This window comes from Vreelandella subterranea (assembly GCF_900111305.1).
In the GTDB taxonomy this organism is placed as follows: Bacteria; Pseudomonadota; Gammaproteobacteria; order Pseudomonadales; family Halomonadaceae; genus Vreelandella; species Vreelandella subterranea.
In genome coordinates, this window is the sequence record NZ_FOGS01000001.1 from 1 (window position 1) to 25,694 (window position 25,694).

The 25,694-nt window shown below is 58.5% G+C and carries 18 protein-coding genes; 7 read left to right on the plus strand and 11 right to left on the minus strand.

Going from position 1 to position 25,694, the window contains the following annotated elements; translation table 11 throughout:
• Positions 1 to 502 precede the first annotated feature (502 nt).
• Both pssA and ilvC read right to left on the minus strand, forming a co-directional pair.
• Positions 503 to 1,390 (minus strand): CDP-diacylglycerol--serine O-phosphatidyltransferase, encoded by an 888-nt coding sequence (gene pssA, locus BMX75_RS00005; protein ID WP_092824051.1) that lies wholly within the window; start codon positions 1,388 to 1,390, stop codon positions 503 to 505.
• A 180-nt stretch (positions 1,391 to 1,570) separates the two neighbouring features.
• Positions 1,571 to 2,587: a ketol-acid reductoisomerase gene (gene ilvC / locus BMX75_RS00010; RefSeq protein ID WP_092824054.1), complete on the minus strand. Its 1,017-nt coding sequence runs from the start codon at positions 2,585 to 2,587 to the stop codon at positions 1,571 to 1,573.
• 197 nt (positions 2,588 to 2,784) lie between these two features.
• Between ilvC and ilvY the strand changes: the two genes are divergently transcribed.
• Positions 2,785 to 3,672, plus strand: coding sequence for an HTH-type transcriptional activator IlvY (gene ilvY / locus BMX75_RS00015; RefSeq protein ID WP_066316768.1), 888 nt, complete (start codon positions 2,785 to 2,787; stop codon positions 3,670 to 3,672).
• Positions 3,673 to 3,745: 73 nt separating this feature from the next.
• On the opposite strand, the gene ilvN is transcribed toward ilvY, so the two are convergent.
• The 5 genes from ilvN to rluD all read right to left on the minus strand — a co-directional run bounded on the left by ilvN (position 3,746) and on the right by rluD (position 10,826).
• Entirely contained in the window at positions 3,746 to 4,237 is a 492-nt protein-coding gene (ilvN, locus tag BMX75_RS00020; RefSeq protein ID WP_066316765.1) for an acetolactate synthase small subunit, read from the minus strand.
• Positions 4,237 to 5,961 carry an acetolactate synthase 3 large subunit gene (locus tag BMX75_RS00025; protein ID WP_092824057.1) on the minus strand — a complete coding sequence of 575 codons (1,725 nt, stop codon included), beginning with the start codon at positions 5,959 to 5,961 and terminating at the stop codon, positions 4,237 to 4,239. Before BMX75_RS00025 ends, ilvN begins: the two co-directional genes overlap by 1 nt.
• A gap of 414 nt (positions 5,962 to 6,375) precedes the next feature.
• A complete protein-coding gene (gene clpB / locus BMX75_RS00030) occupies positions 6,376 to 8,970 on the minus strand; it encodes an ATP-dependent chaperone ClpB (protein ID WP_092824059.1) in 2,595 nt (864 codons plus the stop codon).
• 144 nt (positions 8,971 to 9,114) lie between these two features.
• Positions 9,115 to 9,870, minus strand: coding sequence for a peptidoglycan editing factor PgeF (gene pgeF, locus BMX75_RS00035; protein ID WP_092824062.1), 756 nt, complete (start codon positions 9,868 to 9,870; stop codon positions 9,115 to 9,117).
• Positions 9,867 to 10,826 carry a 23S rRNA pseudouridine(1911/1915/1917) synthase RluD gene (gene rluD / locus BMX75_RS00040; protein WP_092824064.1) on the minus strand — a complete coding sequence of 320 codons (960 nt, stop codon included), beginning with the start codon at positions 10,824 to 10,826 and terminating at the stop codon, positions 9,867 to 9,869. Before rluD ends, pgeF begins: the two co-directional genes overlap by 4 nt.
• A 159-nt stretch (positions 10,827 to 10,985) precedes the next feature.
• Here rluD and BMX75_RS00045 point away from each other — a divergent pair, with 159 nt between their 5' ends.
• The 3 genes from BMX75_RS00045 (at position 10,986) to BMX75_RS00055 (ending at position 16,017) form a co-directional block, all read left to right on the plus strand.
• Positions 10,986 to 11,798 carry an outer membrane protein assembly factor BamD gene (locus BMX75_RS00045; RefSeq protein WP_092824067.1) on the plus strand — a complete coding sequence of 271 codons (813 nt, stop codon included), beginning with the start codon at positions 10,986 to 10,988 and terminating at the stop codon, positions 11,796 to 11,798.
• A gap of 246 nt (positions 11,799 to 12,044) precedes the next feature.
• Positions 12,045 to 13,757: a methyl-accepting chemotaxis protein gene (locus tag BMX75_RS00050; RefSeq protein WP_092824069.1), complete on the plus strand. Its 1,713-nt coding sequence runs from the start codon at positions 12,045 to 12,047 to the stop codon at positions 13,755 to 13,757.
• A gap of 103 nt (positions 13,758 to 13,860) precedes the next feature.
• A complete protein-coding gene (locus tag BMX75_RS00055) occupies positions 13,861 to 16,017 on the plus strand; it encodes a putative bifunctional diguanylate cyclase/phosphodiesterase (RefSeq protein WP_092824071.1) in 2,157 nt (718 codons plus the stop codon).
• Positions 16,018 to 16,043: 26 nt separating this feature from the next.
• Here the strand turns inward: BMX75_RS00055 and BMX75_RS00060 are convergent, their stop codons facing one another.
• Positions 16,044 to 17,678, minus strand: coding sequence for an NAD+ synthase (locus BMX75_RS00060; protein ID WP_092824074.1), 1,635 nt, complete (start codon positions 17,676 to 17,678; stop codon positions 16,044 to 16,046).
• 120 nt (positions 17,679 to 17,798) lie between these two features.
• Between BMX75_RS00060 and BMX75_RS00065 the strand changes: the two genes are divergently transcribed.
• Positions 17,799 to 18,080, plus strand: coding sequence for a PP0621 family protein (locus BMX75_RS00065; protein ID WP_092824077.1), 282 nt, complete (start codon positions 17,799 to 17,801; stop codon positions 18,078 to 18,080).
• A gap of 1 nt (position 18,081) precedes the next feature.
• Here BMX75_RS00065 and thiO read toward each other — a convergent pair whose 3' ends face one another.
• The gene (gene thiO, locus BMX75_RS00070; RefSeq protein WP_092824080.1) at positions 18,082 to 19,182 is read right to left on the minus strand and encodes a glycine oxidase ThiO; all 1,101 of its coding nucleotides are present in this window, start codon (positions 19,180 to 19,182) and stop codon (positions 18,082 to 18,084) included.
• Positions 19,183 to 19,306: 124 nt separating this feature from the next.
• Here thiO and BMX75_RS00075 point away from each other — a divergent pair, with 124 nt between their 5' ends.
• Positions 19,307 to 19,858, plus strand: a complete 552-nt coding sequence (locus tag BMX75_RS00075; protein WP_245748302.1) for a GspH/FimT family pseudopilin — start codon at positions 19,307 to 19,309, stop codon at positions 19,856 to 19,858.
• Positions 19,859 to 19,876: 18 nt separating this feature from the next.
• On the opposite strand, the gene trxB is transcribed toward BMX75_RS00075, so the two are convergent.
• The gene (trxB, locus tag BMX75_RS00080) at positions 19,877 to 20,830 is read right to left on the minus strand and encodes a thioredoxin-disulfide reductase (RefSeq protein WP_092824083.1); all 954 of its coding nucleotides are present in this window, start codon (positions 20,828 to 20,830) and stop codon (positions 19,877 to 19,879) included.
• Positions 20,831 to 21,112: 282 nt separating this feature from the next.
• On the opposite strand from trxB, the gene acnA reads away from it, so the two are divergent.
• Positions 21,113 to 23,845: an aconitate hydratase AcnA gene (gene acnA / locus BMX75_RS00085; RefSeq protein WP_092824087.1), complete on the plus strand. Its 2,733-nt coding sequence runs from the start codon at positions 21,113 to 21,115 to the stop codon at positions 23,843 to 23,845.
• Between the two features lie 62 nt (positions 23,846 to 23,907).
• Here the strand turns inward: acnA and BMX75_RS00090 are convergent, their stop codons facing one another.
• Positions 23,908 to 25,587: an NAD-dependent malic enzyme gene (locus tag BMX75_RS00090; RefSeq protein WP_092824091.1), complete on the minus strand. Its 1,680-nt coding sequence runs from the start codon at positions 25,585 to 25,587 to the stop codon at positions 23,908 to 23,910.
• Between the last annotated feature and the right edge of the window lie 107 nt (positions 25,588 to 25,694).

Sequence of the window (25,694 nt, forward strand, 5' to 3'; positions counted from 1 at the left end):
CCATGATCAAACTCTTCAGTTTACAATCATTGCGGTTCTTACCTGCCACCCGAAAGCGACAGAAGCGAACCAAACTTGGCTCAAGGTTTTCAAACGTTCTCTCAAGATCCGAAGACCTTGGACGAGTCGCTTGCCTTGATATTTGGTGATTTACCACCCTCATCGGCAAGCGCCCACATGAATTACCTGATCACATTATTAAAGAGCGTTTCGCTGTGCTGCTTGACTGACTAAAAAGTCAGTGAAAGGCTCGACCAACCGTTGAACTGCTTGGCCTCAGCGAGGAAGACGTATTCTACGCACTTCCGAAGGATTGTCAATGACTGATTGGCAAAAATCGCGGCGGCGTGACATGACACATGAACCACGCTCGCTTGCCTAACCCGCTGACAAATCTGAGGTTTTACACCTCATCTACCGCTGGCAACGCTGGGCGTCCCCGGCAGCGGATGCGTACTTTACGGCTTTGCTGGCGGGGACGCAAGGGGCGTGCGAAGATTTTTTAACTTTTCGGTTTCGCCTTGCGCATGACGGCCAACACGGGGCCAGAGAGCACATAGGCACCAAACAGCAGGAGTAGCATGACAGACGGCTCAACGGAGATCATCACAAAACCCAGCACCACGGCGAGCAGCACCACGAAAGGCACCGGCTTTTTAAAGTCGAGGTCTTTGAAGCTGTAATAACGAATGTTGCTGACCATCAGTACGCCAGCCGCCGCCACAACCACCAGCATCAGCAGCTTGAAACCAAAAGCATCCGCATCGAAGCTATGGAACGTCCATACACTCGCCGCCACCAGGGCCGCGGCCGAGGGACTGGGCAAGCCGATAAACCATTTTTTGTCCACACTGCCGATCTGCACATTAAAGCGCGCCAGGCGCAGTGCCGCGCAAGCAACATAGAGGAACGCCACCACCCAGCCGGTTTTACCGATGTCCTGGAGAATCCAGGTAAAGGCGACGAGTGCAGGCGCCATGCCAAAAGAAATCATATCGGCCAGACTGTCGTACTCGGCACCAAAAGCACTTTGCGTATTGGTCATACGCGCAACCCGTCCATCCAGGCCGTCAAGCACCATGGCAATGAAGATGGCGACGGCCGCCGCCGTAAAATCACCATTGATACCCGCCACCACGGCAAAGAACCCTGAAAACAACGCCGACGTAGTAAACAAGTTAGGCAGCAGGTAGATCCCCTTGCGGCGAACCTTTTTGCCATCTTCGACCGCTTCTTCAACCACTTCCGTGTCGCGCAAAAAGGCTGCTGCCAAGTCCTCATTGCCGCCTATTTCTGATTGGCCAGCGGTATCTTGTCGCGTATTGCCTGCCTGGTTTTCGCCAGAATGATCTGAACTTGGTTGCTCTTGATCGCGAGCGTCCTGGGTCATAGGTCTCATCCATTAAAAGTAAATCACGGGAACAGCAGTGACCACTTTCATTCTACACGCTGAAGACTTATCAGCCAGCCAATTGCGCCCGAGCGCGCATAAACAGTCGTGCCATACAAAACGGGGCGCGCCAATGCGCACCCCGTCAGTCACCCCTGTGGCGTTAACTGCTTATCACCATCAGTTTTTAGACTTATCAACCAGTTGGTTAGCAGCGATCCACGGCATCATGCCACGCAGCTTGGCACCTACCTGCTCAATGTCGTGCTCGGCATTGAGGCGGCGACGCGCGGTCATTGACGGATAGTTGCTGTTGCCTTCATTGATGAACATCTTGGCGTATTCACCGGTTTGAATGCGCTTCAACGCATTGCGCATAGCAGCACGAGACTGCTCATTGATGACCTCGGTGCCGGTCACGTACTCGCCATACTCTGCGTTATTGGAGATGGAGTAGTTCATGTTGGCGATGCCGCCTTCGTACATCAGGTCGACGATCAGCTTGAGCTCATGCAGACACTCAAAATAGGCCATTTCCGGTGCATAGCCAGCTTCCGTCAGGGTTTCAAAGCCTGCTTTTACCAGCTCAACGGCGCCACCGCACAACACTGCCTGCTCACCGAACAGGTCGGTTTCGGTTTCATCTTTGAACGTGGTTTCGATGATCCCGCTGCGGCCACCGCCTACGCCTGCAGCGTAGGAAAGTGCCAGTTCTTTGGCGTTGCCCGATGCATCCTGATGAATGGCAATAAGATCGGGAATACCACCGCCCCTGACGAACTCGGAACGGACCGTATGGCCCGGCGCCTTGGGTGCGATCATGATGACGTCGAGATCTTTACGCGGCTCGATCTGGTTGTAGTGGATGTTGAAGCCGTGAGCGAACGCAAGCGTCGCGCCTTCTTTCAGGTTTGGCTCGACTTCCTGCTCGTAAATCGCCTTTTGGTTTTCATCCGGCGCCAGAATCATCACCACATCAGCAGTTTGGCATGCCTCTGGAACAGTGGCTACTTTCAGGCCAGCACTTTCTGCCTTGGCCGCCGACGAGGAACCTTTGCGCAATGCAACGGTGACATCGACACCTGATTCTTTAAGGTTGTTCGCGTGGGCATGGCCCTGAGAACCATAACCAACGATGGTGACTTTTTTGGCCTGAATAAGGGACAGGTCACAATCCTTATCGTAATAAACGCGCATGGCGAAACTCCAAAAGCAGGTTGAATCAGAAAGTTGAATAGCGTGTGGTTCAGCGTTGATGGCCACCCGTGCCGTCTTTCGCGGCACTGGGATATGGCATTGAGATCACTCTACGACAGCATCGCCGTTGCGTAAAACGCTATGTTTGCAACATACTATTTCATTTTACGAAATATAGCCGAGAATACTGACCTGCCATGGACTTCCGCTTACTCAAACACGTGGCCACTCTGGCCGAGACGCTACATTTTGGTCGCGCCAGCGAACTGTGCCATATCAGCCCGTCAACGCTAAGCCGTTCGATCCAACAGGTTGAAGCGGAACTGGGCACTCGCCTGTTTGAGCGCGACAATCGCCATGTCACCCTGACCTCGCAGGGTTTGGCGTTTCACCACTATGCGAAAGACACGCTGGAACAGTGGGAAACGCAAAAGCGGACGCTCGCGGCCACCACCGAACAACTGCGCGGCGAAATCAGTATTTACTGCTCGGTCACCGCCAGCTACAGCTTCCTGTATGAGTTGTTAAGCGATGTCCGCACGCGTCACCCGGGCATTGAGCTCAAGCTGCACACCGGCGACCCCGCCAACGCCATGACCCGCGTGCTGGATGGCGCTGACGATATGGCGATTACGCCGCGCCCGCGCATTCCGCCTGGCGCATTGGCCTTTAAATCGCTCACACGCTCGCCGTTAGTGTTCATTGCGCCAAACGAGACACAGGACTGGCTACCCCTCGAACCCGAAAGCTCGACCGCCGCGCAGTGGCAACGGGTGCCCATGATTCTGTCTGAAGCGGGGCTTTCCAGGGAGCACACCAACACCTGGTTCAAGGCATTGGGCATTGCGCCGCGGATTTATGCCCAGGTGGCCGGGCATGAAGCCATCGTCAGCATGGTGGGCCTGGGGTTTGGCGTGGGTGTCGTGCCGAAAATCGTACTGGATAACAGTCCACTGGCCGGGCGGGTCCAGGTGCTGAACGTGAAGCCTGAGCTACCTCACTACGATGTTGGGTTATGCGTACTCAACCGGCGCTTGAAAAACCCCATGATCGACGCCTTCTGGGCCACCGTCAGCGCTCGTTGAAGAACGTCACTTGTAAAAAAAAGCCGCCCCTTCACAGGGGCGGCCTTCTTGAACAGCATCAACGACCAGCAGTTTAAAGCGACAACACCTTGTCACCACGGGCAATGCCCGACACCCCGGTACGTGCCACTTCCAGGATACCCACCGGCGCCATGGCCTGCAGGAAGGCATCCAGCTTGGCGGCATCGCCGGTGATCTGCACGGTGTAGAGGCTCGGCGTCACGTCGACGACCTGCGCGCGGAAGATATCCACCGTGCGCTTCACTTCGTCACGGGCCGCGCCTAGCGCTTTCACCTTCACCAGCATCAGCTCGCGCTCAATATGGTTGCCTTCGGTGAGGTCCACCAGTTTCACCACATCAATCAGCTTGTTGAGGTGCTTGGTGATCTGTTCGATCACCCGGTCATCGCCCACCGTGGTGACCGTCAGGCGGGAGAGCGACGGGTCTTCCGTGGGCGCCACGTTAAGCGTTTCAATGTTGAAGTTTCGCTGGGAAAACAGCCCGACCACACGTGACAGCGCACCCGGTTCGTTTTCCATCAGAATCGAGATGATATGACGCATCAGGTACGCTCCGTTTTAGACAGCAGCATGTCGCGCATGGCGCCTAACGGCACCTGCATCGGATAGACGTGCTCAAAGGGGTCGACCTTCACGTCCAGAAACACCAGTTCATGCTTGTCGGCAAACGCACGCTCCAGCGCTGGCTCCAACTCCTCAAGGGTGGTCACGGTGATCGCAGTAAACCCATAAGCCTCAATCAGCATATGAAAATCGGGCAGCGACTCCATGTAGGAATGGGCGTGGCGTGACTTGTAGTTCAAGTCCTGCCATTGGCGTACCATGCCAAGCGAGGCATTGTTGAGATTGACAATCTTGACGCCGACACCGTACTGCTTGCAGGTCGATAGCTCCTGCATCATCATCTGAAAACTGCCTTCACCGGTGACGCATACCACGTCATCATCCGGGAAGTTCTGCTTGATGCCCATGGCGGCGGGAAAGCCAAACCCCATGGTGCCAAGCCCGCCTGAGGTAATCAGTCGGTTGGGTTTATCGAACTTGTAGTACTGGGCGGCGAACATCTGGTGCTGACCGACGTCGGTCGTGACATAGGCTTCACCGCGTGTCACCCGACACAGCGCCTCGATCACCTCTTGAGGCTTGAGCGCTTCGCCTGGGCTGGACGGCTCATAGAGCTTGCCCTCGCGCTCAGCACGCCAATCATCAATTTTCTGCCACCAGTCGGTGAGCGCTTCCGGATGCGCAACTTCCCGGCCCTGCACCAGGCTGATCATCTCATTGATGACGCTTGACGCCGGGCCCACGATCGGCACGTCGGCGCGCACGGTCTTGGAGATCGAGCTGGGGTCGACATCAACGTGAACAATCTTCGCCGTTGGGCAGAATTTCGATGTGTTGTTGGTGACGCGGTCATCGAAACGCGCGCCGATGGCGATGATCAGGTCCGCATGGTGCATGGCCATGTTGGACTCATAGGAGCCGTGCATCCCAAGCCAACCCAAACACTGCCGGTCACTTTGCGGGTACGAACCAATCCCCATCAGCGTCGTGGTAATGGGAAAGCCCAGTTGCTTGACCAGATCGGTCAAGCCCTCACTCGCTTTATCAAGCACGACGCCGCCACCCGTATAAAATACCGGTCGCTTGGCCTTGAGCATCATGTCAACGGCTTTCTTGATCTGGCCGGTATGGCCTCGGGTGACCGGGTTGTACGAGCGCATCTTGACCTTTTTCGGATAGACGTACTCGTAACGCTCGGTAGGCGCGGTCATGTCCTTGGGAATATCGACCACGACGGGGCCAGGACGACCGGTGGCCGCCAGATAGAAGGCTTTCTTGAGCACTTCCGGGATTTCGGACGGGTGACGAATCGAAAAGCTGTGCTTCACGATCGGACGGGTCACACCGACGATGTCAGTCTCCTGGAAAGCATCATCGCCGATCAGGTGGCTCATTACCTGCCCGCATAGCACCACCATCGGAATCGAGTCCATATAGGCGGTGGCAATACCGGTCACGGCATTAGTGGCCCCCGGGCCTGACGTGACCAGCACGCAGCCGGGCTTGCCCGATGCGCGTGCGTAACCGTCCGCTGCATGGGTGGCCGCCTGTTCATGCCGCACCAGAATGTGCTTCACCTTGTCTTGGCGGAAAAGCGCGTCATATATATGCAGCGCCGCACCGCCGGGATATCCATAAATGTATTCGACGCCCTCATCTTGCAAGAAGCGGGCAATCATATCTGCGCCGGAAAGCAGTTCCACAGTGTTTCTCCCCTGGAGGTCTCGAGTGCGATCCGCAGACGATTCTACGGTGTCGAGTGCGGCGGTATGCCGCTGCCAGCCATTGCTGGCACCTGATGCCAAACCCTGGCATAAGGCCCGGTTAGGGCCTGCACTCTTGTCACGGCGGTTTGCCGTGTCGGGGCGTTGGCCAGGTCGGGCGGTTAGCCCAAGCCCGGAAGTCCTTCGGCGGGTAGAGGCCTTCGCCTACCCTTCGCGCGGGGAGTGGGGGTTACCCGTTGGTTCCGCGCCCGCAAATCAGGAACCCACAAGATTCCATTAGCATCCTCAGCCTGTCAACCTTCGATCCAGCGAAAGCCGACAAACAGCCTGATTCAGGGTAAAAAAAGCCCCGCAGACGTGGTCAAGCGGGGCTGGCAGGTAAAGAAGCAAAGCTTAAGAGAAGACTAATTTACCTTCTTCTGCGCTGATATGAATGGTGTCGCCGGGCGAGAACTTGCCGGCCAGCAAATCCTGGGACAAGGGATTCTCAATACGGCTTTGAATCGCCCGCTTGAGCGGCCTTGCCCCATAGACCGGGTCGAAGCCCACCACGGCTAACTGTGCCAAGGCATCGTCGCTGATTTCCAGGCTCAAGTCATGCTCAGCCAGACGTGCCTTCAGGCGTTCCAGCTGGATACCGGCAATTGCCTGGATTTGCTCCTGACCCAGCGCGTGGAATACCACCACTTCATCGATGCGGTTGATCAGCTCAGGCCGGAAGTGATTGCCCACCACCTCCATGACGCTGTCTTTCATGACGTCATAATTACTGTCCTGGTCATCACCAGCGCCACCGCCCATACGCTGGATGATGTCAGAGCCCATGTTGGAAGTCATGACGATCACGGTATTGCGAAAATCTACCGTGCGGCCCTGACCGTCGGTCAAACGCCCATCTTCCAGCACCTGGAGCAGGATATTGAACACATCGGGGTGAGCCTTCTCTACCTCGTCGAGCAGCATCACCGAATAGGGTTTGCGGCGCACGGCCTCGGTCAAGTAGCCACCTTCTTCATAGCCTACATAGCCGGGCGGCGCACCGATCAGGCGAGCCACGGAGTGTTTCTCCATGAACTCCGACATATCGATGCGCACCATGGCCTCCTCGGTGTCGAAGAGGTAGTTGGCCAGCGATTTGCACAGCTCGGTTTTACCCACCCCGGTGGGACCGAGGAACAGGAAGGAACCGTTGGGCCGGTTGGGGTCAGCCAAACCGGCTCGCGAGCGCCGCACGGCATTGGCCACGGCCTCGACCGCTTCATCCTGGCCGATCACCCGCTCATGCAATGCCTCTTCCATGCGCAGCAGCTTGTCCCGCTCGCCTTCCAGCATCTTGGCGACCGGAATGCCCGTCCAGCGGGAAACCACCTCAGCAATCTCTTCCTCAGTCACGTTGGAGCGCAACAGCTGATGGCTTGAGGTATCCGTTTCGCTGTCGGCGCTTTCGGCGATTTTCTTCTCCAGCTCAGGGATCTTGCCGTACTGGATCTCCGACATGCGACCCAGGTCACCCTGGCGGCGGGCCTGTTCAAGATCAATGCGGGCCTGCTCCAGCTCGGCCTTGAACTGCGCCGCCCCCTGAATACTGGCCTTCTCGGCTTTCCAGATCTCATCCAGGTCCGCGTACTCGCGCTCCAGCTCATGAATCTGGTTATTGAGCGCTTCCAGGCGTTTTTTCGTCGCCTCATCGGTCTCTTTCTTAAGCGCTTCGCGCTCCATCTTGAGCTGAATCAAGCGGCGGTCGAGCTTATCCATCTCTTCGGGCTTGGAATCCAGCTCCATGCGAATACGCGAGGCCGCTTCGTCGATCAGGTCGATGGCTTTATCGGGCAGTTGACGGTCCGTAATGTAGCGCGTGGAGAGTTTCGCCGCGGCAATAATCGCCGAGTCGGTGATATCCACGCCGTGGTGGACTTCGTAACGCTCCTTCAAGCCGCGCAAAATCGCCACGGTATCTTCTTCCGTGGGCTCGTCGACCAGCACCTTCTGGAAACGGCGCTCAAGGGCGGCGTCTTTCTCGATATTCTGGCGATACTCGTCCAGAGTAGTGGCGCCCACGCAATGCAACTCACCGCGGGCCAGCGCCGGTTTGAGCATATTGCCCGCGTCCATGGCACCCTCGGCCTTGCCTGCGCCGACCATGGTGTGCAGCTCATCGATGAACAGGATCACCCGACCCTCTTCCTGGGAGAGCTCCTTGAGCACTGCTTTCAGGCGCTCTTCGAAATCGCCGCGGAATTTGGCCCCCGCCAAAAGCGCGCCCATATCCAGCGACAGCACACGCTTGTCTTTCAGGCCTTCAGGGACTTCGCCATCGACGATCCGTTGCGCCAGACCTTCGACAATGGCGGTTTTACCGACACCGGGCTCACCAATGAGAACAGGGTTGTTCTTGGTGCGCCGCTGCAGCACCTGAATGGTGCGGCGAATTTCGTCGTCGCGGCCAATCACCGGATCCAGCTTGCCGTCCAGCGCGCGCTGAGTCAGGTCCAGGGTGTACTTGTTGAGCGCCTCACGCTGGTCCTCGGCGTTTGGATCGTCCACCTTGGCACCGCCGCGCAAGCTATCAATGGCCGCTTCAAGCGCTTTGCGGGTAAGCCCGACCTGCTTCATCAACTTGGTGATGGCACTGTTCATTTCCAGTGCGGCCAGCAGCACCAGCTCGCTGGCAATAAACTGATCGTCACGCTTCTGCGCTTCGCGGTCGGTCAGGTTGAAAAGCTTGACCAAATCCCGCGAGGGCTGCACTTCCCCATCGAACTGGCCGACCTTGGGCAAATCGTCCAGTTGCTGAACCAAGCCATCGCGCAGACGCGAACTGCTGGCCTCGGCTTTCTCGACCAGGGCCTTGATGCCGGTATCTTTGGTATCCAGCAGCGCCAGCAGCAAGTGGGCAGGCTCAAGCTGGTTGTGCCCGCGACCCACGGCCAGCGATTGCGCCTCGGCAATGGCGGCCTGGAGCTTGGCGGTAAATTTATCAAATCGCATGATTTCCTCCTGGGGTGGCCGCGCGTTTGGACGTGCGGCGTATCCCGATAACCTGTCGTCATTCGTGCTAATCACGATTAGCTTGACTGCTTAAATGGCGGCAGCGCCGGGAGGTTTCAAGGGCAAGAGTGACGGTCTGCTGATTTACTTGATCCAGATCACGCTGGCCATTCTGCCGGTACGGCCTCCGTCTCGGCGATAGGAGTAAAAGCGTGACTCGCAGGCGGTGCAGAAGTGACCACCGCTGATGTGATGAATGCCCAACGCCTCGAGACGAAAGCGGGCCAACCGGTAGAGGTCGGCCATGTGATGCCCCAGACGATAAGGGCTGTGGTCGAACGCATCCGCCGTTTCGGGCTGCGCTGCCACAAAGGCCCCATAGACTTCGGGGCCCACTTCAAACTGCGCGTTCGATATCGCCGGCCCCAGCCACACCAGAATATCGTCCGGCTCACTGTTCATCGCCGAGACCGTGGCTTCCAGAACGCCCGTTGCCAAGCCACGCCAGCCCGCGTGGGCAACCGCCACCTGAGTCCCCGCCCGGTTGCAAAACAACACCGGCAGGCAGTCGGCTGTCAGCACCACGCAGGCGTAGTCGCGGTCATTGGCAATCGCCGCGTCAGCCTCTGGCGCCCCGGCCTGAAAAGCCTGCTGAACGCGCGCTCCATGGACTTGATTGAGCCACAGGAATGGACGCTCATCGCCGAGCTCTTTTCCGAGTAAACGACGGCACAGGTTAACGTGGTCGGCGTTATCACCCACATGGGCGGCTGGATTGAAGGCCGCAAAATCACCTTGGCTGGGCCCTGTCTCCCGGGTAGTGACGAACGCCCCTACGTTAGCCGGTGCCGGCCAATCTGGCACCAACAGCGTGGGCTTCAGGTCAATGGCATCGCTCATCGCATGGTCTCGCTATCGTCGCGCAGGTAGTCCAACAACATTAGTAGATCATCGGGCAGGCCCGCGTGGAAAGTCAGTGTTTCGCCGCTAACAGGGTGGACAAACCTGAGCTTGCGCGCGTGCAGCGCCTGGCGGGGAAATTCGCGTAGTATGTCTTTCAATGGGCCCGCAGCGCCAGGCGGCAGCTTGGCGCGCCCGCCGTAGAGCTGATCCCCAATCAGCGGGTAGCGGGCGTGGGCCATATGGACCCGGATCTGGTGGGTACGCCCGGTTTCCAGCTGGCAGCGCACGTGCGTATGCGCCCGAAACCGCTCCACCACACGAAAGTGGGTCACCGCCGGTTTGCCTGAGGCGTTCACCGCCTGTCGCTTGCGGTCTTTGGGATGGCGTCCAATCGGTGCATCGATCGTGCTGCCCGCGATCGGTTTGCCAATCACCACGGCATCGTACTGGCGGGAAACACTGCGCGCCTGTAGCTGCTCAACCAAGGCAGTTTGCGCGGGCAGGGTCTTGGCCACCATCATCAGGCCGGTGGTATCTTTATCCAGTCGATGCACGATGCCTGCCCGGGGAACTTCCGCCAGGGCCGGGTGATGGTACAACAGGGCGTTCAGCAGGGTGCCATCCGGGTTGCCCGCCGCCGGGTGAACCACCATATTCGCTGGCTTGTTGACCACCATTACCGTCTCGTCTTCAAAAACGATATCCAGGGGGATCGACTGTGGCTCGAAACGCGTATCTTCTTCCAGTGTCGCTTGCAGCACGAGTGTCTCGTGACCGTGCAACTTTGCCTTTGGCTTGGCTTTTTCGCCATCGACCGTCAATTCACCGGCATTGATCCACGCTTTCAACCGTTCACGGGAGTAATCACTGAACAACTCGGCTGCCGCTTGGTCCAATCGGGCACCTGCCAAAGAGGTTGGCACGCGTTGCGTCGCTTCAACACTGCGAGGCATGGGATAATTTCCTTTGACGACACCCCGGCAATGTCATGCGAAGCCTGCGTTTTTTGCCGAGGTGATTTATAGTGGGCTGACTGTGACTTATTCTACCATTTCTACTCATGGCCATCGTCGCTTTTCGGTGATTGAGGCTTGTTTGCAACGAGGATGATGATGCGCGTTTTTTCCGCTGCCAATCGTTTTGGCGTGTTTGCTTTAAGCTTTGCTTTACTGGCCGGCTGCGCCAGCAATGGCAACAACGACACCGCCTCGGACGAGGACGAATACGCTGGCGTTGCCGAGCGTGAACTCTACGAACGGGCACGTGAAGCTCTAGATGGAAACCGCTTCAATATCGCGGTAGAACGCCTTGAGGCGCTGGACACTCGCTATCCGTTTGGCGAGCACGCCGAACAGGCCCAACTGGAGTTGATCTACGCCTATTACGAGAATGGCAATTGGGAAGAAGCGCGCGCCGCCGCCAGCCGATTCATTCGCCTGCACCCCGACCACCCTCAGGTGGACTATGCCTATTACCTGCGGGGCCTGTCTGCCTGGCAGGCAGGGCGTTTCAGCCTGGAGCGCCTGCGCTTGATCGATATCTCCAAGCGCGACCTGGGGGCCACGCGCGATGCTTACAGCGACTTCCGGGAGCTGATTCAACGCTACCCCCAAAGCGAATATGCGCCGGACGCACAGCAGCGGATCGTGTACCTGCGTGAATTGCTCGCCCGCCATGAACTGCACGTAGCCGACTACTACCTGCGCCGCGGCGCCTATCTCGCCGCCGTTGAGCGCGGTCGCTGGGTGGTCGAAAAATACCCTGAATCCAACGCCACCCACGACGCACTCGCCACCATGGTAGAGGGCTACCAGGGCCTGGAAATGAACGACCGTGCCAACGAGGTGCTCGCGGTGCTGCGTGACAATGCGCCCAACCACGACCAGCTTGAGGGTAACCGGTTTGTACCCAAGCATATCGATTAACGCATCGCTATCCGCTCTGTCAGACGCTGACATGAGCTGACAAAGACGCTGTACAAGTTTTTTTTGGTGACAAAGCCTTAAAGAAGCCATGCTCTCGCTTGGCTTCTTTTTTATTCCTTTTTATCAGTAGGTTAACAAAAACTCACACTAAAACCGCTACCAAAAATTGTACAAAAGCTATATAAATGACTACTATCCTCATACCAACATGATCAAGCACCTGAACGGTGCCTAAGGAGAAACTCAATGCTTTTGTCAAACTCACGGTTCACGGGAACCAAGATCAGCACACGTCTTACCCTGGGATTTTCGGCACTTCTCGCGCTTCTCGTGATATTGACGGGCATTGGCATCTACCAGGTCAACCAGATTGATCGTGATCTCTCGATAATCAATGACGTCAACGGCGCAAAACAGCGCCACGCAATCGACTGGCGCGGCAGCGTCCACGACCGCGCCATCGCGCTGCGCGACATTGTTCTCACTCGTGATGGCAATATTACCTCGCTTCAGGAGACCATGCAGCGCTTGCAGGACAACTACGTAAGCGCCTCGTCAGGCATGCAGAGCGTTATCGCCGAGAACGCTGACATGCAGGGTCAAAACAACAGCGAAGAACAGAACTTGCTCAGCCGTATTGAAGAGCAGGCAGAGTCGACCCGAGCGCTCACCGACGAAGTACTGGATGCCCACGCGCAAGGAAATTATCAAGCGGCTGAGCAGTTACTGCTCGATGAAGCCGGGGCTGCCTATGCCGAGTGGCTCAACCGCATCAATCAGTTCATCGACCATCAGGAACAGCTGAATAACGACACCACCGCGTCCGCGCGTGATACTGCATCGGGCTTTCAGATGCAGATGCTCGGTCTGACGGTATTCGCCTTGCTGGTAGGCGGCTTTATTGCGGTCTTCATGACCCGCCAACTGATGCGTGAGCTGGGCGCCGAGCCCCACGAAGTCAAGGCGTTTGCCGAAGCCATTGGGCGTGGCGAACTGGATAGCCAAGGGCGTCTGAAGAAGGGCGACAAGCGCAGCATCATGGCCTCTCAGGTGGAGATGGCTCGTCAGCTTCAGGACATCGTCGCCGAAGTACGGGCATCGGCCCAGGCGGTCGCCAGCAACAGCGAGCAAATTGCCGAGGGCAATAACGACCTGTCATCACGTACCGAGCAACAGGCCAGCGCATTGGCAGAAACCGCCTCGGCCATGGAGCAGCTCAACAGCACCGTCAAACTCAACGCCGACAACTCCGAGCAGGCCAGCCAGGAAGCGAGCAGCGCTTCCCGCACAGCGACACAAGGCGGTGACGCCGTGCGTCAGGTGGCCGACACCATGAATGATCTCAACAAGAGCTCACAGGAAATCGCCGGGATTATCTCCACCATCGATGCCATTGCCTTCCAGACCAACATCCTGGCGCTGAACGCTTCCGTGGAAGCGGCTCGTGCCGGCGAACACGGCCGCGGCTTCGCCGTGGTGGCGGAAGAAGTGCGCAAACTTGCCCAGCGCAGTGCCGACGCCGCCCGGGAGATCAATGATTTGATCTCCAGCAATCTGGAGCGCGTCAAGCACGGCAACGAGCGCGCCGCCGACGCCAACAAGTCAACCGAAGAGATCGTGGCGGCAATTGGCCGGGTTACCGACATCATGAAAGAAATCAGCCATGCCAGCGCCGAGCAGAGTGCCGGGGTACAGGAAGTCGGCCAAGCGGTTACCGAGATGGACCAGGTTACCCAGCAAAACGCCTCCCTGGTACATGAAAGCGCCACGGCGGCCAACAACTTGCGCCAGAATGCGCATAAGCTGATCGACTCCATGTCCATCTTCAGGCTGCCCTCTAGCGGTTCCGACCACGCGAAAGCCCTGGCCTCGTCTCAGGCCACCGCTAACGCTGCGCCAGCCACCTCTCAACCCGCATTGCGCCAGCAAAAACCCCAGCCCGAGTGGGAAAGCTTCTAAGCAAAAGAACGCTGTCTTCATCGCCACGGATAGGCGCTCACCAAAAGGAAGGCTCCCGATTGGAAGGGAGCCTCTATTTCAGACCCTCTGTGCTGAGTCGGATATGAAGCCCACCCAAAGCCTTATCGTGTTTTTCCTGCTGCCCGTCTTGATGTTTGCCGTTCCTGCCTTCGTGCTGGGCATGCTGGCCCTGAACATTGCCAGGGAGCAGTTCCTCGACAGTCACCAGACGCAATCAGAAGACCTTGCCAACCTGGTTGAAATGGCTACCTTCGAGCGCCGACTTGGCGCCCTTCACGAACGCCTCAGCCAGGTGCTTGCGGAAGCCGACAACGACCAGCTCAGCGCATTCGATAGCTATAGCGAATACAGCCAGATTCACCTAAAGCTGAACGAAATGGGCGAGCGTATCGAGCATTTGGCGTCGTCGGGCCTGGTTGATGGCCTGCATGCCGACAGTGCTGAAACGCTACTGTCCGCTTTTCAAAAATATCGGCGTTTCATCGAAATGGCTAACGAAGCCGCCACGCTGAATCAGACCGACATCAGTTTTTTCATGCAGGAAGCTGAAACCAACTTCAATCATTTCATGATTCTCACTCAAGGTACCTTTGAAACACTCACCGAGCGGGCGAGTGAGCGTCATCAACAAACCTTCCATACCCTGAGCCGGTCTATCAATACCCTTGCCTGGGTAGGGCTGGGGTTATTGGGCATACTGGTCGTTGCCGCCGTCTTTGCCGCCTGGCGCATCAACCGTCGACTGGTGATGGTTGGCGATGCCATCCTGGCACTCTCAAACACTCGCCAGGCACTGCCTGACTTTGCCGATATTCAACGCCTCAGCCAACGTCATCGGGGGCCACTGAAGCGTATTGCATCCGCACTGCTATCGTTTCGAAAAACCGAGCAGCAGCGTCGCGAGGCCGAGCGCAAGGTGCACCGACTGGCCTACTACGACAGCCTTACCCAACTGCCTAACTGGCAGTTAATGAAAGAGCACCTTCACCATTCACTGGATACCAACCAGCGGACGGAAACCTACGGCGCGCTGCTATACCTGGACGTAGACGACTTCAAACGCATCAATGACAGCTGCGGCCACCGGGCAGGTGATAGCCTGCTTCAAGAAATTTCCCGGCGGTTATCGGCCCTTGGCGTCGAGGGGACAACCATTGGACGCATAGGCGGCGATGAGTTTGTCATGATTATCGATGGATTGCCGGCGGACCAACTGAAGGCTGCAGAGAAAGCTGAGCTGCTCACCGAGAAGCTCCACCACGCTCTCGGCCAGCCGTATCTTTGGGAAGAAAAGGAACATTTCCTGAGCACGAGTATTGGCGTTGTCCTGTTTGGCGACGCTGCGTATAGCGTCGACAATCTGTTTCAATATGCCAACGCGGCTGCCCACCTTGCCAAGCAGTCAGCTCCCAACGGCCTGAGGTTTTATGACCCGGCGGTGCAAGCGGAACTCGAAGCCAGAACAGAAATGGAGCGTGACCTGCGCGTGGCCATTGAACGTCAGGAATTCGTACTCGTTTATCAAACGCAGGTCGACAGCACCGGGCGGGCGATTGGCGCAGAGGCGTTGATTCGGTGGCAACATCCGCAACAAGGCTTTGTCTCGCCAGGCACCTTTATCCCCCTGGCCGAAGAAACCGGGCTGATCGTGCCGATCGGTCAGTGGGTGCTTGAAGCCGCATGCGAGCAGTTGGTTGCCTGGGCCGACGATGACAGCACGGCGCACCTGACGCTTGCGGTCAACGTCAGCGCCAAACAGTTTCAGCAGCCTGATTTCGTCGATAGCGTACGCTGCGTTCTCGCCAGGACCGGCGCCCTGCCACAACGGTTGAAGCTGGAAATCACGGAAAGCACGGTGATTGGTAATGTGGACGATACCATTGCCCGCATGCATCAGCTGAAAGCGCTGGGGATCAGTTTCGCCATCGATGACTTTGGCACCGGGTACTCATCGCTTCAGTACCTGAAGCGGCTGCCGCTGGATCAGATCAAAATCGATCAGTCGTTTGTCCGCGACCTGCACAAGGACGCGGACGACATGGCGATTGTGCAAACCATCATTGCCATGGGGCAGGCACTGGGACTGAACGTGATCGCCGAAGGCGTGGAAACCCAGGAACATTGGCGCCACCTGAATGATCGCCAATGCCACGCCTACCAGGGCTATTATTTCAGCAAACCGGCCTCCGCTGTCGAGATGGTAAAGCGCAGCCTGGCACCGCCACCAATGCTCAACTAGGCTCGACTAGGCCTCCTGGCACCCGACTACTCGCCGGGCTGCCAGCCGTTGACGATCGGGTAGCGCCGGTCACGGCCGAAGCCACGCGGGGTGACCCGTACGCCCACCGGTGCCTGGCGCCGCTTGTATTCGCAGCGGTCGACCAGCTTGACGACCTGATAGACATCTTCGCGGGCAAAGCCTGCCTCAATGATGGCTTCGGCACTCATGTCGCCTTCGATATAGCGCGCCAGGATGGCGTCGAGCACGTCATAGTCGGGCAAGGAGTCGCTATCCTGCTGATCAGGTGCCAGCTCGGCGCTGGGCGGGCGTTCGATGACGCGCTCGGGTATCGCCGGTGACTGAGTATTGCGCCAGCGGGCCAGCCGGTACACCCAGGTCTTGTACACATCCTTGATGGCGTTGTAGCCGCCCACCATATCGCCGTAGAGCGTGGCGTAGCCCACCGCCATCTCGCTTTTATTGCCGGTGGTCAGGACCATCAACCCCTTTTTATTGGAAATCGCCATCAGCAGTACGCCACGGCAGCGCGACTGAAGATTTTCCTCGGTGGTATCCCGCTCGGTACCGGCAAAGCTTTCCGCCAGCGTGCCCATGAATGCCTCCACCATTGGCTCGATGGGCATGATGTCGTAGTGCACGCCCAGTAACCTGGCCTGCTCGGCGGCATCCTGTTTGGAAATATCGGCAGTGTAGTGATAGGGCATCATCACTGCCTGGACCCGCTGCGGCCCCAGCGCATCCACGGCAATCGCCAACGAAAGTCCCGAATCAATACCGCCGGAAAGGCCCAGCACCACGCCGTCAAAACCGCTTTTATTGACGTAATCGCGCACGCCGGTCACCAGGGCACAGTAAAGGCTTTCTTCGGGCTCGACCTCAGGTTCTATCTCCCCGGGTTGCGGCTCCCAGGTCGCGGCACTGGTTTGCAGCAACTGCACCGGCATCAAGCCGACCTCCCAGTAAGGCGCCAGCACCTGTAGCTGCCCCTGGGCATCGACACAGCAGGAGCCGCCGTCAAAGACCAGCTCGTCCTGGCCGCCAATGGTATTGACGTAGACAATGGGCCGCTCGACATCCTGAGCTCGCTGCTCGAGCAGGCGAAGGCGTTCACTCGGCTTATCCTGGTGGTAAGGCGAGGCATGCAGGGTAATCAGCACCTCGGCACCGGCCGTTGCCGCGGCCTTGATCGGCGTGCCCTCCCACAAGTCCTCACAGATGGCGATGCCCAGCTTCACCCCTTTGTGCTCGTGCACCAGCGTCTCGGTGCCCGGCGTGAAATAGCGCTGCTCGTCGAACACCTGATAGTTGGGCAACGCCTGCTTGGCGTACTCGGCTTCCCATTGGCCGTTGTACAACAGCCCCGCCAGGTTGTAGCAGTGGCCTTCCCGTACACCGGGATAACCGATGATCACCAGCACGTCCCGTGACATCTTCTCGGCCATGCGGGCACGCGCCTCACGCAGGCGCGTTTCCATGGAGGGACGCAGCAGCAAATCTTCCGGCGGATAACCTGACAAAAACAACTCGGGAAACACCACAATGTCGGCACCGTGCTCGATGCGCGCTTCACGCACGGCCTCAATGGCGCGGGCGGCATTGCCGGGAATATCCCCCACCAAGGGGTCGAGTTGAGCCATGACCAGCGTTAAATCTTGCATGGGCGATAAAATCTCTTGAGAATCTTTTAGAATGGAGACACACCATCAATACGCATTGTCCCGCAAGGGCCGCTCGCAGGCAAAGGCCGCGCTTGCAAATTGCATGAGGGCGACAACAGGATGAACCTTTTGATTATTCGGCTAATTATTTTCGCGGTGTTGTTCTACGCCGGTCTCAAGCTTTTCAGCATGTACCGGCAATGGCAGCAGGAGCGCCTTACCCAGCAGCAGCAGGACCAGCAGCACCATGGCGGCCATATGGTACGCTGCCGCTGGTGCGACGTGCATTTACCCGAAGAGGAAGCGCTGCGCGAGGCTGAGCAGTGGTTTTGCTCAAGCGCCCATCGCGACCGCTTCCTGCAGGAGCAACGGAGCCAGCGTGATAACGACACCGACCCATAGCCTACCCGGCGGTTAATCGCTCTGGCGTCATCCGATACGGCGCCGGATCGATCAACGGCGGGCGCCCGAGCAACTGATCCACCAGCAGGTGCGTTGACGCCGGAGCGAGTACCAGACCATTGCGGTAATGCCCCGCGTTCACCGATATGTTCTTCCATCCCGGCAGTTCGCCGATAAAGGGTACGCCATCCGGCGAGCCCGGCCTCAACCCAGCCCAATGATACGCCACCGGATAATCGGCAAGCGCTGGCACGATGTCCTCTGCACTCTGGCGGAGCGAGATCAGCGCCTCCTGATCGGTGGTCTTGTCGAAACCACACGCCTCAAGGGTCGAGCCGACCAACAGCAGACCATCGGCTCGCGGAATCACATAGCGTCCGTCCTTGAGCACCACGCGCTTTACCAGGCCAGGCGGCGTCTGGTAGGCAAGCATCTGGCCTTTTACCGGCCTCACGGGCAGCGACACATCAAGCGTCTTGAGCAGCGTCCCGGCCCAGGCGCCGCCGCAGACAATCGTATGCGCCGCGGTCAGCGTCCGCTGGGCAGTGCTTACACCCTCGATGCGCTCGCCGTGGCGTACAAAATCCTTCACCTCACACTGCTCATGCAGCGTCACATTGGGCATCGCCGATAACCGGGCACGCAGCGCCTTGCCAAGGCGCGGGTTACGCACGCTGCCCAGCGTTGGCATCCACAGCGCTCCCTCGGTTGGTGGCAGGCAACTTTCCTTGGCCCGCACCATATCGGCGCTGACGCGCTCCAGTGGCTTACCCATCTGCCGCGCCCAGGAAAGCGCAGCCTCTGGATCATCCACACTCAGGTACAGCAGCCCTTTTTGCCGGTACTCCGGGTCGATGCCGGTTTCTTCCAGCAAGCGCAGGGAGAGGCTTGGGTAGGCGCCTTCCGACCAGCGGGACAGTCGGGAAATGGCTTGAGCGTAACGCCAGGGGTACAGCGGCGAGACAATACCGCCACCGGCCCACGAGGCTTCCCGGCCACAGTCGCCACGCTCGACCAGACTGACTTGCTGCCCGGCATCGGCTAGCTGGAGCGCGGTCATCATGCCGATGACGCCGCCGCCCACAATTAAGAAATCGCTCACACACTTTGTCCACTTTGGCTTACATAAAAAAGTATCGGCAACGCCTAAGGTAAGGGTTTCAATACCTGCCGCTCAGTCACGAGCATAACGGCGGGCGTCCAAGGGTCAAGCGCAAGGAGGCGATATGCATCAACCATCCATAGGCCGCATGAGTGGCGCCAAGACGCGGGGATTTACCCTGCTGGAGCTATTGGTCACCCTGCTGATCATGGGAATCATCGCTGTATGGGGCATTCCCAGCTTTCAGGCGCTGGGTGAACGATCGGCGCGCACCGGCGAAGTCAATCGGCTGCAAACGGCGCTGGGCTTTGCCCGCCAGACGGCCATAACCCAGCGCCAGCCGGTCACGCTATGCCCCATTGCCGACTTGCATGATACGTTGCGCTGCGGCGAGAACTGGAGCAAGGCACTGATGGTGGTTCTCGGGGATCAAACGGCGGATATTGCGTCGACCGATGTGCTGCGCGCCTTCCCTGCCAGCGAACGCGTCGAGGTTCGGTACAGCCGGGGCTGGCGGCGAATACGCTACGATGCGCTGGGCCACAGCAGCGGCTATAACGGGCGATTTACCCTTTGCCCCCAGGGCGGGAAATCCCGCACCAGGGGCAGCACCCTGATTCTGAGTCAACTTGGACGCTGGCGGATGGCGCCCGCACCGACCGAATGCAGCGACTAGCCGGGCAAGGCGGGTCGATCAGCCTGTAATGCCGTCCAGGTAACGCTCGGCGTCCAACGCCGCCATGCAGCCGCTGCCCGCAGAAGTGATCGCCTGCCGGTAGACATGATCCATGACATCGCCGCAGGCAAAGACACCCGGCACGCTGGTCGCCGTGGCATTGCCTTCCAGGCCGGACTTCACCTTGATATAGCCACCGCTCATATCCAGCTGGCCGTCGAAAATACCGGTATTCGGGCTATGGCCAATGGCGATGAACAGCCCCGGCGCGTGAATATCCTTGAGGCTGCCGTCTTGGGTCGATTTAACCCGCACGCCGGTTACCCCGGTGTTATCGCCGAGGACTTCCTCCACCTGCTGAAACCACTCCAGCACGACCTTGCCCGCGTCGACTTTCTCAAACAGCTTGTCCTGGAGGATTTTCTCCGCGCGCAGGGTGTCACGGCGATGCACCAGGGTCACTTTAGAGGCGATGTTCGACAGGTAAAGCGCCTCCTCGACCGCGGTATTGCCGCCGCCGACCACCACGACGTCTTGATTACGATAGAAGAACCCGTCACAGGTGGCGCAGGCCGACACGCCCTGTCCCATGAACTGCTGTTCGCTGGGAAGGCCAAGGTAACGTGCGCTGGCCCCCGTCGCCACGATCAGCGCATCGCAGGTATATACACCATTGTCGCCTTTCAAGGTAAAGGGTTTATCGCTTACGCTAACCTCATGGATATGATCGAAAAGCACTTCGGTATTGAAACGCTCGGCGTGCAGCTTCATGCGCTCCATGAGTTCAGGACCTTGTACGCCCTGCGCATCACCGGGCCAGTTATCCACGTCGGTGGTGGTCGTTAACTGACCACCTGCCTGCAGTCCGGTAATCAGCAGCGGCTTCAAATTGGCGCGCGCCGCATAGACGGCTGCCGTATAGCCCGCCGGGCCAGATCCCAGAATGATTAAGCGCTCGTGACGTGTTTGCATGACACCACCTTGTAAAGAGTCGGCTGATAATTTTGCACAGAGTCTGCCTGAAATGGCGTCAAGTACAAGGGATTGCAAGGCCAGCATGGCGCAAAAAGGTCGCTGCGACTTGAAACCGCAGGCGTACAGACCCACCTCTAATAACAACCAAGGGCCATGATGTTCGGGTTTAACGCCCCGGATGAGCCATACTGATAGTCGTCATATCCAGATCAGCCAGAGGAAAGGAAGACAGTGACCGGCGCGCATCGCGCAACGCCAAGCAATAGAGAGGAGAATCGCATGAGCAAGCTTTCTGACACGGAAAAAACATTAACGGTAGGCAATACGTCCTACCATTATTTCAGTCTGCCAGACGCAGCAGACGCCCTTGGCAACATCGACCGGCTACCCAAGACACTCAAAATTCTGCTCGAAAACCAGCTGCGTTTTGCTGACGACGAGAGCGTTTCCCAAGAAGACATGCAGGCCCTGGTCGACTGGCAAAAAGAAGGCAAGTCCAGTCGTGAGATCGGCTATCGCCCCGCCCGCGTGCTGATGCAGGATTTTACAGGCGTGCCAGGCGTGGTCGACCTGGCGTCCATGCGCGCCGCCGTTGAAAAGCTCGGCGAGGATCCTGCCAAGATCAACCCGCTGTCACCGGTGGACCTGGTCATTGACCACTCGGTGATGGTCGACAAATTCGGCAACCCAGCCGCTTTCCAGGAAAACGTCGACATTGAAATGCAGCGTAACCGGGAACGTTACGAGTTCCTGCGCTGGGGTCAACAAGCCTTCGATAATTTCCGCGTGGTACCGCCCGGCACCGGCATTTGCCACCAGGTCAACCTGGAATACCTGGGCAAAACCGTGTGGACCAAGCAGGAAGACGGCCGTACCCTGGCCTACCCCGATACCCTGGTCGGCACGGACTCCCACACGACCATGATCAACGGGCTTGGCGTCCTTGGCTGGGGTGTTGGCGGCATCGAAGCCGAAGCGGCCATGCTCGGCCAGCCCGTCTCCATGCTGATCCCCGAAGTGGTCGGCTTCAAGCTCACCGGCAAGCTGCGCGAAGGCATCACGGCCACCGACCTGGTGCTTACCGTGACCGAGATGCTGCGCAAGAAAGGCGTCGTGGGTAAATTTGTCGAATTCTACGGCGACGGCTTGAAAGACCTGCCGCTGGCCGATCGGGCGACCATTGCCAACATGGCCCCCGAGTACGGCGCCACCTGTGGTTTCTTCCCGGTTGACGACGAAACGCTTAACTACATGCGCCTGACCGGCCGTGAAGACGAGCAGGTTGACCTGGTCGAAGCCTACTCGAAGGCCCAGGGGCTGTGGCGCGAACCGGGCGACGAGCCTATCTTCACTGACAGCCTGCATCTGGATATGACCGAGGTCGAAGCAAGCCTTGCAGGGCCCAAGCGTCCCCAAGACCGGGTGGCCCTTAAAGACATGGCGTCGGCCTTTGAAAAATTCATGCAGGAAGATACCAAAGCAGAGCCGACCGCCAACGGAAAACTGTCCTCCGAGGGTGGCCAGACCGCCGTGGGGGTTGAGCGCAGCTTTGAGCATGACACCAGTCAGGCGGTGAAGCTCGATGATCAGGACTTCAACCTCAACCCAGGCGCGGTGGTGATTGCCGCCATTACTTCGTGCACCAACACGTCCAACCCCAGCGTGATGATGGCAGCCGGCCTGCTCGCCCGCAAAGCGCGGGAAAAAGGCCTCACCACCAAACCCTGGGTCAAGACATCGCTGGCGCCGGGTTCCAAGGTCGTCACCGATTACCTGGAAGCTGCCGACCTGAATTATGACCTGGACGCGTTGGGCTTCAACCTGGTGGGTTACGGCTGCACCACCTGTATCGGCAACTCCGGCCCGCTGGCCGATGAGATCGAAAAGGCCATCTCCGACGGTGACATGGCCGTTGCCTCGGTGCTGTCGGGTAACCGTAACTTTGAAGGCCGCGTGCATCCGCTGGTGAAAACCAACTGGCTGGCATCGCCCCCCTTGGTCGTCGCTTACGCGCTGGCGGGTAACGTGCAGTGCGACCTGAGCAAGGACCCGCTCGGCGAGGACCGCGACGGCAATCCGGTTTATCTCAAGGATATCTGGCCGAGCCAGGCGGAAATCGCCACCGCCGTCGAGCAGGTCAATACCGCGATGTTCCATAAAGAATACGGCGAGGTGTTTGAAGGCGACGATATCTGGAAGGCCATCAAGGTACCCGAAAGCAATGTCTATCAGTGGCCTGAGTCGACCTACATCCAGCATCCGCCGTTTTTCGAGGGTATGGGCCGCGAGCCGGACGCCATCGAGGATGTCCACAACGCCCGCGTGCTCGCCATGCTGGGCGACTCGGTGACCACCGACCATATCTCCCCGGCCGGTGCCATCAAACCCGATAGCCCCGCCGGGCGCTACCTTCAGGAGAAAGGCGTCAAGCCGGTGGACTTCAACTCTTACGGTTCGCGCCGCGGTAACCACGAAGTCATGATGCGTGGCACCTTCGCCAACGTGCGGATCCAAAACGAAATGCTCAACGGCGTAGTGGGCGGCGAAACCCGTCACGTGCCGAGCGGCGAGCAGATGGCGATCTACGACGCCGCGATGAAGTACAAGGAAGAAGGCAAGCCGCTCGTCGTCATTGCAGGCAAAGAGTACGGCACCGGCTCCTCGCGTGACTGGGCTGCCAAAGGTACCCGCCTGCTGGGCGTTCGCGCCGTACTCGCCGAGTCTTACGAACGCATCCACCGTTCCAACCTGATCGGCATGGGCGTGGTCCCCCTGCAGTTCCCGGAAGGTGAGAGCCGCAAGACGCTGGGGCTTACCGGTGATGAAGAGATATCGATTGCCGGGCTCAGCGATTTAACCCCGGGCGGCAGCGTCAAGGTCACCATCAAGCATGCCGATGGCGAAAAAACCGTTGATGCCAAGTGCCGCATCGATACCGAGAATGAACTGGCGTACTTCCGTCATGGTGGTATCCTACATTACGTGCTGCGTAACATGATTGGCGCAGCCTAATCGGGAAACCGACCAATGCTTGCTGGCCCCCACTTTGTGGGGGCTTTTTTTTGCATGACGGTCTAGAAAGCGCGCCGCCGGTAGGTGCGGTATTCCGGGTCCCATGAAGCGCGATCAATGGCAGCACGCAGCTCGGTGCCGCCGGTCTTGAGCGCCACCCCGTTCTGTTGCGCCTGGGCCGCCACTTCAAAGGCAATGGACTGACTGATATCGCGAATACGCGACAGCGGTGGCAGCAGCGCGCCCTTGCCTTCCTTGACCAGCGGTGCCTCCCGCGCCAAGGCCCGCGAAGCACTCATCAACATTTCATCGGTGACCCGCGATGCCCTGGCGGCCACGACCCCAAGCCCAATGCCCGGGAAAATATAGGCATTGTTACACTGCGCAATCGGATAGGTGCGGCCGTTAAAGACCACCGGAGGAAACGGGCTGCCGGTTGCCACCAGCGCCTGGCCTTCCGTCCAACGGATGACGTCCTCGGGCACCGCTTCCGCCTGGGATGTCGGGTTGGATAACGGCATGATCACTGGATGCTCACAGCCCGCGTGCATGGTGCGCACCACCTGCTCGGTGAAAATCCCACGCTGGCCACAGACGCCAATCAGTACCGTCGGCTTGATTTGTGCGATGGTTTCTTCGAGTCCTTGCCCGTTCCAGTCGGCTACCAGGCCTGCCTCGTGGGCCAGGCGGCGTTGAAAATCGCGCTGCCAAGGCTGGTCGTCGGTCATCAGGCCTTCGCGGTCCACCATGTAGATGCGCGCCCGGGCTTCGCTCTCGGTCAAGCCCTCCGTCTGCATGGCCACCACCACCTGTTCGGCGATGCCGCAACCGGCAGAGCCGCCGCCGACGAAGACCACCCGCTGGTCGGCAATGGTCTGCCCGCGGGCCTGGCACGCCGCCAGGAGCGTCCCCACCACTACCGAGGCGGTCCCCTGAACGTCGTCATTGAAGCAGCACAGCTGGTCACGGTACTGCTCCAGCAAAGGCACGGCGTTGGCCTGGGCGAAATCCTCAAACTGGAGCAGCACATTGGGCCAACGGCGTTTGACGGCCGCAATGAACATCGCCATGAACTCGTTGTACTCTTCCTGGCCGATCCGTTCGTGCCGCCAGCCCATGTACATTGGGTCATCCAGCAGCGACTTATTGTTGGTCCCCACATCCAGCATGATCGGCAGCGTGTACGCAGGGCTGATGCCGCCACAGGCCGTATACAGCGCCAGCTTGCCGATGGGAATGCCCATCCCGCCGATGCCCTGGTCGCCCAGACCCAGAATACGCTCACCGTCAGTCACAACAATGACCTTGACGTTGTCCTTGGTGGCGCTGCGCAGGATGTCATCCATGTGCTCGCGGTCCGGGTAGCTGATAAACAGCCCGCGGTGATTGCGGTAGATATTGGAAAATTCCTGGCACGCCTTGCCCACCGTCGGCGTGTAGATGATCGGCAGCATTTCTTCGAGGTGCTGCGACACCAGGCGAAAATACAGCGTTTCGTTATCGTCCTGAATGGCACGCAGGTGAATGTGGCGCTCCAGGTCACTATGGCACTGCTGGTATTGTCGATAGACACGTTCAAGCTGGTCATCGATGGTTTCGACTTTCTGCGGTAACAGGCCGATCAGGTTGAACGCCAACCGCTCCTCCTGAGTAAACGCACTGCCTTTATTCAATAGCGGCATTTCAAGTAGGGAAGGACCGGCGTAAGGAAGGTATAAGGGGCGTTTGCTCGTGGTGGTCATAAGCACTCTCGTTTTTTAGCAAATTTCTATTGCAATGCAGCAACATAGCGCGTCTGCAGCGGTTGAGCGTAATGTAACATGCCCACCCTACAAAGGTAGCAAACAGG

Excerpts from the sequence above, each read along its gene's own strand:
- trxB (WP_092824083.1), bottom strand. The coding sequence starts at position 20,830 with ATGCAAACACGTCACGAGCGCTTAATCATTCTGGGATCTGGCCCGGCG.
- BMX75_RS00065 (WP_092824077.1), top strand. The coding sequence starts at position 17,799 with ATGAACCTTTTGATTATTCGGCTAATTATTTTCGCGGTGTTGTTCTAC.
- pssA (WP_092824051.1), bottom strand. The coding sequence starts at position 1,390 with ATGACCCAGGACGCTCGCGATCAAGAGCAACCAAGTTCAGATCATTCT.
- BMX75_RS00045 (WP_092824067.1), top strand. The coding sequence starts at position 10,986 with ATGCGCGTTTTTTCCGCTGCCAATCGTTTTGGCGTGTTTGCTTTAAGC.
- clpB (WP_092824059.1), bottom strand. The coding sequence starts at position 8,970 with ATGCGATTTGATAAATTTACCGCCAAGCTCCAGGCCGCCATTGCCGAG.
- acnA (WP_092824087.1), top strand. The coding sequence starts at position 21,113 with ATGAGCAAGCTTTCTGACACGGAAAAAACATTAACGGTAGGCAATACG.
- BMX75_RS00075 (WP_245748302.1), top strand. The coding sequence starts at position 19,307 with ATGCATCAACCATCCATAGGCCGCATGAGTGGCGCCAAGACGCGGGGA.
- BMX75_RS00055 (WP_092824071.1), top strand. The coding sequence starts at position 13,861 with ATGAAGCCCACCCAAAGCCTTATCGTGTTTTTCCTGCTGCCCGTCTTG.
- rluD (WP_092824064.1), bottom strand. The coding sequence starts at position 10,826 with ATGCCTCGCAGTGTTGAAGCGACGCAACGCGTGCCAACCTCTTTGGCA.
- ilvN (WP_066316765.1), bottom strand. The coding sequence starts at position 4,237 with ATGCGTCATATCATCTCGATTCTGATGGAAAACGAACCGGGTGCGCTG.
- BMX75_RS00050 (WP_092824069.1), top strand. The coding sequence starts at position 12,045 with ATGCTTTTGTCAAACTCACGGTTCACGGGAACCAAGATCAGCACACGT.
- BMX75_RS00090 (WP_092824091.1), bottom strand. The coding sequence starts at position 25,587 with ATGACCACCACGAGCAAACGCCCCTTATACCTTCCTTACGCCGGTCCT.
- ilvC (WP_092824054.1), bottom strand. The coding sequence starts at position 2,587 with ATGCGCGTTTATTACGATAAGGATTGTGACCTGTCCCTTATTCAGGCC.
- ilvY (WP_066316768.1), top strand. The coding sequence starts at position 2,785 with ATGGACTTCCGCTTACTCAAACACGTGGCCACTCTGGCCGAGACGCTA.
- BMX75_RS00060 (WP_092824074.1), bottom strand. The coding sequence starts at position 17,678 with ATGCAAGATTTAACGCTGGTCATGGCTCAACTCGACCCCTTGGTGGGG.
- pgeF (WP_092824062.1), bottom strand. The coding sequence starts at position 9,870 with ATGAGCGATGCCATTGACCTGAAGCCCACGCTGTTGGTGCCAGATTGG.